This is a genomic window from Kingella kingae, from assembly GCF_900475905.1.
In the GTDB taxonomy this organism is placed as follows: Bacteria; Pseudomonadota; Gammaproteobacteria; order Burkholderiales; family Neisseriaceae; genus Kingella; species Kingella kingae.
The window spans coordinates 1,605,185-1,617,445 of the sequence record NZ_LS483426.1 but is presented as its reverse complement, the minus strand read 5'-3'; the positions used below and the strand labels follow the sequence as shown (position 1 = coordinate 1,617,445).

The 12,261-nt window shown below is 46.5% G+C and carries 12 protein-coding genes; 5 read left to right on the top strand and 7 right to left on the bottom strand.

Features of this window, described 5'->3' with window-relative positions; genetic code table 11:
- Positions 1-52: 52 nt before the first annotated feature.
- Positions 53-1,291 carry a sodium/glutamate symporter gene (gene gltS / locus DQN52_RS08675; protein ID WP_003786491.1) on the bottom strand — a complete coding sequence of 413 codons (1,239 nt, stop codon included), beginning with the start codon at positions 1,289-1,291 and terminating at the stop codon, positions 53-55.
- 130 nt (positions 1,292-1,421) lie between these two features.
- The gene (locus tag DQN52_RS08670) at positions 1,422-2,330 is read right to left on the bottom strand and encodes a lysine exporter LysO family protein (RefSeq protein ID WP_003786493.1); all 909 of its coding nucleotides are present in this window, start codon (positions 2,328-2,330) and stop codon (positions 1,422-1,424) included.
- Between the two features lie 130 nt (positions 2,331-2,460).
- Between DQN52_RS08670 and DQN52_RS08665 the strand changes: the two genes are divergently transcribed.
- The 3 genes from DQN52_RS08665 to ubiD all read left to right on the top strand — a co-directional run bounded on the left by DQN52_RS08665 (position 2,461) and on the right by ubiD (position 6,266).
- Positions 2,461-4,086 carry a CTP synthase gene (locus DQN52_RS08665; RefSeq protein WP_032133302.1) on the top strand — a complete coding sequence of 542 codons (1,626 nt, stop codon included), beginning with the start codon at positions 2,461-2,463 and terminating at the stop codon, positions 4,084-4,086.
- 99 nt (positions 4,087-4,185) lie between these two features.
- Complete coding sequence (locus tag DQN52_RS08660; RefSeq protein WP_003786496.1) at positions 4,186-4,755, top strand: GTP pyrophosphokinase; 570 nt, start codon at positions 4,186-4,188, stop codon at positions 4,753-4,755.
- Positions 4,756-4,787: 32 nt separating this feature from the next.
- Positions 4,788-6,266, top strand: a complete 1,479-nt coding sequence (gene ubiD, locus DQN52_RS08655) for a 4-hydroxy-3-polyprenylbenzoate decarboxylase (protein WP_003786498.1) — start codon at positions 4,788-4,790, stop codon at positions 6,264-6,266.
- A gap of 164 nt (positions 6,267-6,430) precedes the next feature.
- Here the strand turns inward: ubiD and DQN52_RS08650 are convergent, their stop codons facing one another.
- Positions 6,431-8,101: a formate--tetrahydrofolate ligase gene (locus tag DQN52_RS08650; protein ID WP_003786501.1), complete on the bottom strand. Its 1,671-nt coding sequence runs from the start codon at positions 8,099-8,101 to the stop codon at positions 6,431-6,433.
- Between the two features lie 277 nt (positions 8,102-8,378).
- The gene (locus DQN52_RS08645; protein ID WP_003786504.1) at positions 8,379-9,299 is read right to left on the bottom strand and encodes a hypothetical protein; all 921 of its coding nucleotides are present in this window, start codon (positions 9,297-9,299) and stop codon (positions 8,379-8,381) included.
- A 114-nt stretch (positions 9,300-9,413) separates the two neighbouring features.
- Between DQN52_RS08645 and DQN52_RS08640 the strand changes: the two genes are divergently transcribed.
- Positions 9,414-10,688, top strand: coding sequence for a M23 family metallopeptidase (locus DQN52_RS08640; RefSeq protein ID WP_003786505.1), 1,275 nt, complete (start codon positions 9,414-9,416; stop codon positions 10,686-10,688).
- Between the two features lie 227 nt (positions 10,689-10,915).
- Here the strand turns inward: DQN52_RS08640 and DQN52_RS08635 are convergent, their stop codons facing one another.
- From DQN52_RS08635 to DQN52_RS11210, 3 genes are read right to left on the bottom strand one after another with little or no spacing between them, the layout of a single operon-like run.
- Positions 10,916-11,155, bottom strand: a complete 240-nt coding sequence (locus DQN52_RS08635) for a hypothetical protein (RefSeq protein WP_285059342.1) — start codon at positions 11,153-11,155, stop codon at positions 10,916-10,918.
- 26 nt (positions 11,156-11,181) lie between these two features.
- Complete coding sequence (locus DQN52_RS11215; protein ID WP_268766543.1) at positions 11,182-11,682, bottom strand: IS5 family transposase; 501 nt, start codon at positions 11,680-11,682, stop codon at positions 11,182-11,184.
- Entirely contained in the window at positions 11,682-11,945 is a 264-nt protein-coding gene (locus DQN52_RS11210) for a transposase (RefSeq protein WP_071461654.1), read from the bottom strand. The genes DQN52_RS11215 and DQN52_RS11210 overlap by 1 nt, the downstream gene beginning before the upstream one ends.
- Before the next feature lie 46 nt (positions 11,946-11,991).
- Here DQN52_RS11210 and DQN52_RS08620 point away from each other — a divergent pair, with 46 nt between their 5' ends.
- Entirely contained in the window at positions 11,992-12,240 is a 249-nt protein-coding gene (locus DQN52_RS08620) for a transposase family protein (protein ID WP_231954124.1), read from the top strand.
- The last annotated feature ends 21 nt before the right edge of the window (positions 12,241-12,261 follow it).

Genomic DNA, 12,261 nt, shown 5'->3' with positions numbered 1-12,261 from the left:
AAATTTAATCCACTATAATAAAGTGCAGGCTGCTTCTATTTATGTAAACCAATTACCCAAAAAACGCCATCATGCGATCCAAAATCGCTGCGTTTACCAAGTCAATAAAGAATGCACCCACCAGCGGCACAATCAAAAAGGCTTTGTGCGATGCGCCAAATGTGTTGGTTACCGATTGCATATTCGCCACCGCCGTTGGAGTTGCGCCCAAGCCAAAACCGCAATGTCCTGCGGTTAAAATCGCGGCATCGTAGTCCTTGCCCATAAAGCGGAAGGTAACGAAGTAGCCATACAAAATCATCACAACGGTTTGTACCAGCAAAATCGTTATCATTGCACCAGCTATGCCCGATAATTCCCACAATTTCATGCTCATCAACGCCATTGCCAAGAATAAGCTCAACGATGCGTTGCCGAACACGTCAATCGCGCGGTCAAACATATCAAACTTGAACAAGCCTGTTAGCACGTTACGTAACAATACGCCAAAGCCCAATGCCCACACAAATTGTGGCAATTTGAAATCGGGGTAATGCTCTTTCATGTAGCCGAACATAATGGACGAAAACGCCAAGCAAGCGGCAAACAATGCCATGGTTTCAATGGCGGAATTGGCGGTGATTAAGCGTTCTTGTTTGGCGTTTTCAAAGGTTTCGCCGTCATACGCGCCTGCGTTGTCGCGGTCTTCCGCGCTTTGGTGGTCAATCGGTTTGCGCCCCATTTTGTTTACTAAATGTCGTGCCACTGGGCCGCCAATCAAACCGCCAGCCACCAAGCCATAAGTGGCTGATACCATTGCCATTTCCACCGCGCCTTTGATGCCGTATTGCTTGGCAAGCGTGTCGCCGTATGCCGCGCCTGTGCCGTGTCCGCCTGTGAGTGTGATTGAGCCTGTAATCAAGCCCATGAGTGGGTGTTGGTCAAGCATAACCGCCATGCTCATTCCAACAAAGTTTTGTATCACGATGAAAATACTCACAATAATCAAAAAGGCAATCAGCGGAAAACCACCCTGTTTTAAGCGAGCAAAATCGGCAGATAAACCAATCGATGAGAAAAATACCAACATAAACGCCGATTGCAGGCTGCTTTCAAATTGAAACGCGATGCTTTGAGTGGAATAAATAATCGAAATGATTAAAGCGGCAACCAAACCGCCTGCCACGGGCTCGGGAATGTTGAAGTTACGTAAAAACGCGATTTTTTTGACCATGATGCGCCCGAGCAGTAGCACCAAAGTGGCGGCGATGAGCGTGTAATAGCCGTTGAGTGGAATGGTGGTAATCTCCATAATGTATCCTGTACTAACGAATTAAAATGGTGCAGGCTGCTTTATCTATATAGAAAGCAGCCTGCAAATAAACACGCATAATAGGTTATTTGTTAAATCGTGTCAAAATTTGCGTGATTGTGTTTACCGCTTATTTGACCGAAAACAAAATCATCAACAACGGCGACACAATGTTGATAATAAAACCAAAACTAATCGCCATAGGTACAACTTGAATACCGCCCGAGTTTTGAATAATCGGCAAGGTAAAATCCAAGCTGGTTGCGCCACCCACGCCAACTGCGCTGCTTGGGTAACGGCGCATAATCACGGGAATCATCGCCAGCGCAAAAAATTCGCGTAACAAATCGTTTAACAGCGCAATGCTGCCCCACGTTGCGCCATAGGCTTGCGTCATCACAATGCCCGATAGCGAATACCAGCCATAGCCAGCCGATAATGCTAAACCTTGCATGATGCCGACTTCGGGGACGAGTAGGGCGAAAAAGCAGCCTGCAATCGCGCACGATGCGACAAACAACAGCGACACTTGTATGCCGCGTGTGTTGAACAAGATTTGGCGCAGGGTAAAGCCGTTGCTGCGAAGTTGAATGCCCACCACAAATACCAACATCATCAAGGCATAAGTGCCTGCGCTGTGTGGCGGTTGCCAAGCGGCTGGCAAGCCAAATCCAACCGCCACGCCCAGTAATAAAATCGCAATTTGCTTGGTGCTACCTGTCCAACTGATTTGAGTGCAGGCTGCTTTTTTGCTGCGCTGAACTTGCCATGGCAGCCATTTGTCTAATAAACACAGCGCGATTAAGTTACACGCCATCAACAAGCCAAACAGCAGCAGCGACAACAGCAAAATATTGTCCAACTGCAAAATCAGTTGATTGACTTGCGACAAGCCAATGCCAATGAGCAGCAAAATCACATAAACCAGCAGCGATAGGATTTTGGCTAGCACGCGCAAATACGGCTTGGGAACACGAATCGCAAAGCCGACAAACATGGGTGCAAGAATCCAAAAAACGGTTTGTAAATGTTGAAACATGGCGAGATTGGGTAAGCAAAACGAAAGATAAGATTGTATCATGCTTACTTAATTTAACTTGGCAACAATCTCTTTTGCATTTGTATCAAATTGCGTTAAAATCGCGCATTCCAATACAGGTATCATCATCATGACAAAATTTATTTTCGTAACTGGCGGCGTTGTCTCATCTCTTGGTAAAGGCATTGCCGCCGCTTCTATTGCAACTATCCTTGAATCACGTGGTTTGAACGTAACCATGCTGAAACTTGACCCTTATATCAACGTGGACCCAGGTACGATGAGTCCATTCCAACACGGTGAAGTATTCGTTACCGATGACGGTGCGGAAACGGATTTGGATTTGGGGCATTACGAGCGTTTTATCAATGCGACTTTGACGCGCAAAAACAGTTTCAGCGCAGGGCAAGTTTATGAAAATGTGATTGCGAAAGAGCGTCGCGGCGATTATTTGGGCGGTACGGTGCAAGTTATTCCCCATATTACCGATGAAATCAAACGCCGCGTTCACGATGGCGCGAAAGGCTACGATGTGGCGATTGTGGAAATTGGCGGCACGGTTGGCGATATTGAGTCGTTGCCATTTTTGGAAGCGATTCGCCAAATGCGTAGCCAACTGGGTCGCGCCAATACATTGTTCGCGCATTTGAGCTATGTTCCGTATATTGCGGCGGCTGGCGAAATCAAAACCAAACCCACGCAACACACGGTTAAAGAAATGTTGAGTATTGGTTTGCAGCCCGACATTTTGATTTGCCGCATGGACAGAGAAATGCCCGAAGACGAACGCCGCAAAATCGCCTTGTTCTGCAATGTGGAAGAACGCGCGATTGTCGGCAGCTACGATGTGAACAGCATTTATGAATGCCCAGAAATGCTGCACAATCAAGGCATTGACACAATTATTTGCGAACAGTTGCAATTAAACGTGAAAGAAGCAGATTTGACGGAATGGAAGAAAATCGTTCGCGCGATTCAAAATCCGCAACACAAAGTCAAAATCGCTATGGTCGGCAAATATGTGGATTTGACTGAATCGTACAAATCGTTGATTGAAGCCTTGAAACACGCTGGCATTCACACGCAAACCGATGTGCAAATTACCTATATTGACAGCGAAAGCATTGAAAAAGACGGTACAGGCAGCTTGAAAGAATTTGACGCGATTTTAGTCCCTGGTGGATTTGGTTCGCGTGGTGTGGAAGGCAAAATCGCCACCGCTCGTTATGCGCGTGAAAACAAAGTACCGTACTTGGGCATTTGCTTGGGTATGCAGATTGCGTTGATTGAATACGCGCGTGATGTGGCAGGTTTGACTGGCGCAAATTCTACTGAATTTGACTTGAAAACACCGCACCCCGTTGTGGCGTTGATTGATGAATGGCAAACGGCTGACGGCAGCGTAGAAACGCGCGATGAAAACGCGGATTTAGGCGGCACAATGCGTTTGGGAGCACAAGAAGTTGAGCTGAAAGAAGGCAGTTTGGCGGCGAAAATTTACGGCGCAACGCAAATCCGTGAACGCCACCGCCACCGCTACGAAGTGAACAACCATTATGTGGCGCAACTGGAAGCGGCTGGTTTGACGATTGGTGGCGTGTCGGCTGGTCGTGAGCGTTTAGTGGAAACGATTGAAATTGCTGACCACCCTTGGTTTTTCGCGTGTCAATTCCACCCTGAATTTACGTCCAATCCGCGTCGTGGACATAAATTATTTGAAGCGTTTGTGAAAGCGGCGTTGAAAAATAAAGTTTGATTTTGTACGCAAACAGAAAAAGCAGCCTGCACTTGGGTTTATAAAAGGTGCAGGCTGCTTTTGTGGTAATATGGCTTATCGTGAAGTGGATTCAAAAACATGGAAACCAACATTCAAAAAACAGAACGCCTAATCCGCGAAATCAATCGCATTCACGCGCAATATTCACAGGATTATTTTGAAACAGGCAAAGTGCCAAAAATCAATTTATCGCACACCTTAAAAACTGTGCCGATTGAACACATCTTGTCGTATCGCCTGAACTTGCACGAAGCGATTAACGATTATTTAGCTTTTGCCGACACGCGCGGTATTGATTTTTTCTACCGTGTGAAAACCGCCGAGAGTATTCACGATAAAATTAACCGCTATTTGGCGCGTGAAAACCAATATCCAGTAAACAATATTTTGAATGACATTTTCGGCGCGCGCGTGATTTTACCGTCCGAAGACGTAGCACAAATTCTGCAAAAATTAGACGATTGGAAATCCGAATACAGCCTGAAAAACTGGTATTTGCGCGATGTGGACGGCTATATTGGCGTACACATTTATTTTAAAAATGCCAGTAATTTTTACTATCCGTGGGAATTGCAAATTTGGGACGAACAAGACGCGCGTGAGAATATTCAAAATCACATTGCTTATAAACGGATATTTGTGAAATAAATTCAGGTAGCCTGAAAGAAAGAACAAAAAACATGAAATACAACGATTTAAGAGAATTTATCGCCATGCTAGAACAGCAAGGCAAACTCAAACGCATCAAAACCCCCGTTTCCCCTTATTTGGAAATTACCGAAATTTCCGACCGCGTATTACGCGCAGGCGGTGCAGCGTTGCTGTTTGAAAACCCCGTCCGCGAAGACGGCACGCCCTACGGCTACCCTGTTTTGGCAAATTTGTTTGGCACAACCGAGCGCGTGGCAATGGGCATGGGCGCGAAAGACATCAGCGAATTGCGCGACATCGGCAAAACGCTTGCCTACCTAAAAGAACCCGAACCGCCCAAAGGTGTAAAAGACGCATTCAGCAAATTGCCGCTTTTAAAAGACATTTGGTCAATGGCACCGCACGTTGTCAAAAACGCGCCTTGCCAAGAGATTGTTTTGGAAGGCGATGATGTGAATTTGTATGATTTGCCGATTCAGCATTGTTGGGCGGGCGATGTTGCGCCGTTGGTAACATGGGGCTTGACGGTTACACGCGGTTACAACAAAAAACGCCAAAATTTAGGCATTTACCGCCAACAACTGATTGGCAAAAATAAATTGATTATGCGTTGGTTGGTGCATCGCGGCGGTGCGTTGGATTTTCAGGAACACAAACGCTTGTTTCCCGATAAACCTTATCCAGTTTCGGTGGTGTTGGGTTGCGACCCTGCCACGATTTTGGGCGCGGTTACACCAGTCCCCGATACGTTGAGCGAATACCAATTCGCAGGATTATTGCGCGGTTCACGCACCGAATTGACCAAATGTATCGGCAACGATTTGCAAGTGCCAGCGCGCGCGGAAATCGTGTTGGAAGGCGTGATTTATCCCGATGAAACCGCGCTGGAAGGTCCTTATGGCGACCACACAGGCTATTACAACGAGCAAGATTATTTTCCAGTGTTCACGGTAGAACGCATTACCATGCGAAAAGACCCGATTTACCACAGCACCTACACCGGCGCACCGCCCGATGAACCTGCGGTTTTGGGCGAGGCGTTGAATGAAGTGTTTGTGCCGTTGTTGCAAAAACAATTCCCTGAAATTGTGGATTTTTATTTGCCGCCAGAGGGGTGTTCATACCGCATGGCAGTCGTGAGCATGAAAAAGCAATACGCAGGACACGCCAAGCGCGTGATGATGGGTTGTTGGTCGTTTTTGCGCCAATTTATGTACACCAAATTTATTATTGTCGTGGACTATGATATTGACGTGCGCGACTGGAAACAGGTGATTTGGGCGATTACCACGCGCATGGACCCTGTGCGCGACACGGTTTTAATGGAAAATACGCCGATTGATTATTTGGATTTTGCCAGCCCTGTGAGTGGTTTGGGCGGAAAAATGGGTTTGGACGCAACCAATAAAATCGGTAACGAAACCCAACGCGAATGGGGACGTGTGATTGAACGCGACCCGAAAACGGTTGCCAAAATTGATGAGATTTGGGCGGAATTGGGGTTGTAAATCAAAGCAGCCTGCACAGTTAAAGTGCAGGCTGCTTTTTGTTATAGTGAATTAAATTTAGATTAGTACAGCGTTGCCAACTCCCTTATGTACTAGCTGTACACGGCGGTCGTTGTCGCCTTGTCCCAATCTAAATTTAATCCACTATATTTTAGCTAATTAGCTTAGAACAACCCACTAATTACGCCATTTTCATCAACATTAATCCGTTCCGCAGCAGGCACTTTCGGCAAGCCCGGCATTTTCATCATCGCGCCACACAACGCCACAATAAACCCAGCCCCAGCCGACACCGTCAAACCACGCACGCTAATCGTAAACCCAGTCGGGCAGCCCAACAATTTCGCGTTATCGCTCAACGAATACTGCGTTTTCGCCATACAAATCGGCAATTTATCCAAACCCAAACGCTCTAAATTTGCGATTTCCGCCGCCGCTTCCGCGCTAAATTCCACAGCCGCCGCGCCGTAAATTTTCGTGGCAATCGCCGTGATTTTGTCGCGGATACTGTCGTTTACATCGTAGGCGAATGTGAATGGTTGCGCGTTTTGCTCAATCGCCGCCACCACTTTTTGCGCCAAATCCGCGCCGCCTGCGCCGCCTTTCGCCCACACTTCCGTCAGCGAAACTTCCGCGCCTGCCGCGTTGCAGGCTGCCTGAATCGCCGCCAATTCCGCGTCGCTGTCCGACACAAATCGGTTAATTGCCACCACGACTGGCAAACCAAATATATTTTTTAAATTGCTGATGTGTTTCAATAAATTAGGCAAACCGCGTTCCACTGCCGCCACATTTTCTGCGCCTAAATCCGCTTTTTCCACGCCGCCGTTGTATTTTAACGCGCGAACCGTTGCCACGACCACCGCGCAATCGGGTTTCAATTCTGCCAAACGCGATTTGATGTCGCAGAATTTTTCCGCGCCCAAATCCGCGCCAAAACCTGCTTCCGTTACCGCGTAATCACCTAAATGTTGCGCCAATCGTGTCGCCAAAACGGAATTGCAGCCGTGCGCGATATTGGCAAATGGTCCGCCGTGAACAAAGGCGGGGCTGCCTGAAATCGTTTGCACCAAATTCGGTTTAATCGCGTCTTTGAGCAAGGCTGCCATTGCGCCGTTGGCTTTCAAATCTTTGGCGTAAACGGGTTGATTATCAAAGGTATAGGCAACCAAAATATTGCCCAAGCGCGTTTTCAAATCCGCCAAATCTTTCGCCAAACAGAACACTGCCATCACTTCGCTGGCAACGGTAATATCAAAACCGTCTGGGCGAATCACACCATCTGTCGGTTTACCTAAACCGTTGATGATATTGCGTAATTGGCGGTCGTTCATATCCACAACGCGCCGCCATATCACGCGCTTGGAGTCAATATTCAGCGCGTTGCCTTGATAAATGTGGTTGTCCAACATCGCGGCAAGCAAATTATTCGCCGCGCCAATCGCGTGAAAATCGCCTGTGAAATGCAAATTGATGTCTTCCATAGGCAACACTTGCGAATAGCCGCCGCCAGCCGCACCGCCTTTCACGCCAAACACGGGACCGAGCGACGGTTCGCGCATGGCAACGACGGCTTGTTTGCCAATGTAATTCAGCGCGTCGGTTAAACCGATTGTTACTGTGGTTTTGCCTTCGCCTGCGGGGGTGGGGTTAATTGCGGTTACGAGTACCAGTTTGCCTTGTTTTTTCGGCAATTTAAACGCATCGGCTGGGTTGATTTTGGCTTTGTATTTGCCGTAATGCTCCAAATTTTCAGGCTGCAAACCGAGTTTAGCGGCGATTTGGTTGATGTGTTTGATTTCGGCGGCTTGCGCAATTTGAACGTCTGTTTGCATGATGATTTCCTTGCAAAGAGTTGTTGGGAATGGGTTGCGATTTTAACGTATTTTAATCAAGCGTAACATAAAAAAGCAGCCTGCATTTTGAATCAACAAAATAAAAGGCTGTGTTTTAATTTTTCGTTGATAATGAAAATATCGCAGCCGTAAGATGGGTTTTAACCCATCAAATACATTAAATATCAGCATTTTTTGGTGGGATAAATCCCACCTTACGGGCATATCAACGAATTATTCGAACACAGGCAAATAAAAAAATGCAGGCTGCTTTTAATCAAACAGACTTCCCATCAAACGGCTTATTCTTGCGCCAAAACGCCCATGTTTTGGGTTTGCCGTGCCAATGCCATTCGCCTTGTTCGCACACGATTCGCGCTTGGTGCAGGCTGCCTTCGCGTAGGGCTTGCCACAGGGGCGCAAAAAAGCGTTGCTCGTAGGCGTGCAAAATATCGTGGTATTGCCACACATCGCCTGTTTGTGCCGATGTGAGCAGGCTGTCATCAAACCAATGACTTTGCGCCAATGGCTGCGATAATTCTTCGCAAGCGTGTTGCCATGCCGACCAATCGTGTGGTAAGGGTTCGGTGTGCAGGCTGCTTTGCGCTGTCCACGCGCTGTCGCTAAACAAAACAGGACAAGATTCAAACGCGGCAATGCTGGGCGCATTCCAAATCCACAACGCATTCACAGGCGCGTTTTCGCTGTGCAACCACATTTGCGTTTCGGTGGAAAGTTGCAGCCATTGCGCCATATCACCCGAAGCAGCCTGCACTTGGTCGTTGAGCATACCCACGCTTTCCCAAATGCTGGGCGCGTGCCATGTGGGCGGATTGGGCAGCGTAACGCGCCACAAATCGGAGCGGAGCGCGTCAAATTGCGCTTCATTTGCATACAGTTGATTCAGTTTGGCGCAATAATCTTGCACTTGTTGCTCGGTCAGAGTTACGCCTGCTGCGGTCATGTCCAACATTTGAATGCTGTTCATGCCTGTGTGCTGCACCACGGGGCTGGCGTAAACTTGATTATTGGCAAGCGCGGTTTGGTCGCACATAAACGTGTAAAACAATTCGGTAGTGGTGCGCGGCTTGGGGACAAAAGTGGCAAAACGGCGCAACTGGTTAAACGCTGGCAAATTGAGTGGCGGAATGTTGTCGTGTTCGGAACGCAACAGCGCAGGCAGAATCAAAGTAAGCATACAAAAATCGCAAAAATTTGGATTGTAACGGTTTTGCGCCAATGCCACGAAATTTAATGAAGCAGCCTGCACATTTTGTTACAATGTACGGCTATTTTTACACGCCGTAGTTTTATGAATAAGTATTTAAAATTCAGTGGTTTAATTTTATTGATTGGATTGGCAGGTTTGATTGTTTACGCCAGCCTTGCACCCAAACCTGTACACGAAAAACCGCAAATCAAAAAAGTTAGCCAAGAAATTCCCGTCCCTGCTGCACGCCCAATTATGGAAACGCACTATTGGCACGATGAAGAAGTGCAAGTGGGCGATGATTTGCCGTTTTTGCTGAATCGCATTGGCGTGAATCCGCAAAGTATTCAAAATTTGATGCAAGATAATCCGTCCGATTTGAAAACGATTCGTTTACGCGCAGGACAAATCATCAGCGTCAATATCCATTCCAATCATGATATTAGCGATTTGCAATTTTTTAGAGACGACGACAACGGCGAGCGCAATTTGGTCGCCATAGAATACAAAGACGGCAAATGGCAGCTGCACTCTGGCGTGGTAGATGCGGAAACAGTGGCAACTTTGCGCTCGGTGGAAATCACGTCTTCGGTGTCGGGCGCGTTGGCAAAAGCAGGCGTACCTGTGGAAATTCGCACATCGTTGCAAGAAATTTTTGCCGATAAAATTCCGCTAGACCAATTAACCGCGGGCGACAAAATTCGCGTGTTGTACGAAAGCCTGTATTTTCGTGGGCAAGAAGTGGCAACAGGCAATATTTTGGCAGCCGAAATCAGCACCGCATCGCAAACGTATTATGCGTATTATTTTGAACACGGCGATGCAGGCGGCAATTTTTATGACGAACAGCTCAACCCCTTAACACAAGGGTTTACAGGCTTGCCGATTGAACACTATACGCGAATTTCGTCGCCTTATGGCATTCGTATCCATCCCGTGTTGCGGACGATTAAAATGCACACAGGCATTGACTATGCCGCGCCCACAGGCACCAAAATTCTCGCGCCCAGCGATGGCGTGGTCAGCTTTCGTGGTTGGAAAGGCGGCTACGGCAACACAGTTATGTTGAGCCACCGCGACGGTTTGGAGACCTTGTATGGACACATGAGCAGCTTTATTTCGGGTGTCGATGTCGGCACATCGGTTAAAGCAGGCGATGTGATTGGCTTGGTGGGCAGCACAGGACGCTCCACAGGGTCGCATTTGCATTATGAAGTGCGGATTAACGGACAGCACGTCAATCCTGCCACCATTGCTTTGCCTGCGCCTGAATTAACCGACCAAGACCGAGCGGCGTTGAAGCAATATCAAAACACGATTTTGAGTTTGATGCAGTCGGTGCGCGATATTGATGTGATGATTGCACAGCAAGATTAAACGAAAAAAGCTATTGGCTGAATGATGCAGTCAATAGCTTTAAATATAAAAATGTGATGGCACGCCCAAAGGGATTTTGTTATTCGCAGTAAATCAATAAATTACATTTGTTCATTTTCAAAAAAATGCACGCAAATTTTATTTTTTTGAACAAATTAAGACAAATAAGCCACAAAAAACCAGCCTGCAACCGTTGCAAAAAATACAATAGTTGCAGGCTGCTTTTTTTACTCAATCGCTTTCACTAACGCGCCATGCCGTGCCTTGCAATCGTGATACAAATGCACCGCCTGCACGCTACACAGCAACACCGCTTTTGCCGTGACATTTTCCAGCTCGGGCAATTCAGCGCAGGGCTGCAATAAATCTGCGCTGGGCAATGGCGCGGTTGAGTTCGCGCAAGCCGTAATCGTCAAAACACACGTTGCTGTAAACAGGTTTTTCCACAATCTTTTGCACTTCAACATATCTAAGAACCTGTATTCACAAACAACTATTTGATAAATTTTAATATTTGTGAAATATACCCTAGTTTAACAAAATTTTCAGCAGATAAATTCGTCTGCTCAAAATCTTTTGCTAAACGTCGAGACCAACCTAACCATGCAAACGTTCGTTCTACAATCCAACGTTTGGGCAGAATATGCCAAGAAATATCTTGAATTCTCTTTGAAATCTCAACAGTTAAACTCAATTGCTCTGATACTTCACGCTCAAATGTATTCCGATAACCTGCATCTGCACAGAAACCTTTTAAACTCGGATAGGTCTCAAACGCTTTTTTTGCTACAAAAATACCTGCTTTTGTGTCATGAATATTGGCTGCATGAATCACAACAGACAATAGATTACCCAACGTATCAACAGCTATATGTCGCTTACGACCTTTGATTTTTTTACCTCCATCAAAACCTTTATCATGTGCGCTAGAAGCTGTTTTGACGCTTTGTGAATCAATAATGGCATAAGTTGGCATTGCTTGTTTTTGATGGATTAAACGTTTTTTTGAACCAATGCCAAAAGAATTCTATCCCATAAGCCTGATTGATTGGCTCTGCGATAGAAACTCCATACGGTTGAATAAGGTGGAAAATCATTGGGCAGCATACGCCACTGGCAACCTGTTTTGGTCATGTACAAAACGGCATTCACTAATTGACGTTTATCCCATTTGTAGTGGCGTAGCTGGTTAAAATATGGCTCAATCGCTTGCCATTGGGCATCTGTTAAGTCTGTTGGGTAGGATTTTCTAGTCATAAAGATATTTTATCATTTTTGTGAATACAGGTTCTTAAACAACCAAATGGACAACACCATGCACTCACTAGAAGAATATTTCGCTCGTATACCCGATACCAGACGTGGAGCAGGCAAACGCTATAATCTAGCCAAAACACTCACAGTCATTGTTGTTGCCATTTTGGGCGGTGCGAAAGGTAATCGCGAAATAGGTGCATTCCTTGCTAATAATATTGATGAATTAAAACAATATCTTGCATGGGATAGAGATAATACACCCAGTTACGAAAAAATCCGCACATCAGAAACCTAGAGACCAAAGGTTTGGTTTTGA

Coding starts and splice junctions, on each gene's coding strand:
- gltS (WP_003786491.1), bottom strand. CDS start 1,291: ATGGAGATTACCACCATTCCACTCAACGGCTATTACACGCTCATCGCC.
- DQN52_RS08670 (WP_003786493.1), bottom strand. CDS start 2,330: ATGTTTCAACATTTACAAACCGTTTTTTGGATTCTTGCACCCATGTTT.
- DQN52_RS08665 (WP_032133302.1), top strand. CDS start 2,461: ATGACAAAATTTATTTTCGTAACTGGCGGCGTTGTCTCATCTCTTGGT.
- DQN52_RS08660 (WP_003786496.1), top strand. CDS start 4,186: ATGGAAACCAACATTCAAAAAACAGAACGCCTAATCCGCGAAATCAAT.
- ubiD (WP_003786498.1), top strand. CDS start 4,788: ATGAAATACAACGATTTAAGAGAATTTATCGCCATGCTAGAACAGCAA.
- DQN52_RS08650 (WP_003786501.1), bottom strand. CDS start 8,101: ATGCAAACAGACGTTCAAATTGCGCAAGCCGCCGAAATCAAACACATC.
- DQN52_RS08645 (WP_003786504.1), bottom strand. CDS start 9,299: ATGCTTACTTTGATTCTGCCTGCGCTGTTGCGTTCCGAACACGACAAC.
- DQN52_RS08640 (WP_003786505.1), top strand. CDS start 9,414: ATGAATAAGTATTTAAAATTCAGTGGTTTAATTTTATTGATTGGATTG.
- DQN52_RS08635 (WP_285059342.1), bottom strand. CDS start 11,155: ATGTTGAAGTGCAAAAGATTGTGGAAAAACCTGTTTACAGCAACGTGT.
- DQN52_RS11210 (WP_071461654.1), bottom strand. CDS start 11,945: ATGACTAGAAAATCCTACCCAACAGACTTAACAGATGCCCAATGGCAA.
- DQN52_RS08620 (WP_231954124.1), top strand. CDS start 11,992: ATGGACAACACCATGCACTCACTAGAAGAATATTTCGCTCGTATACCC.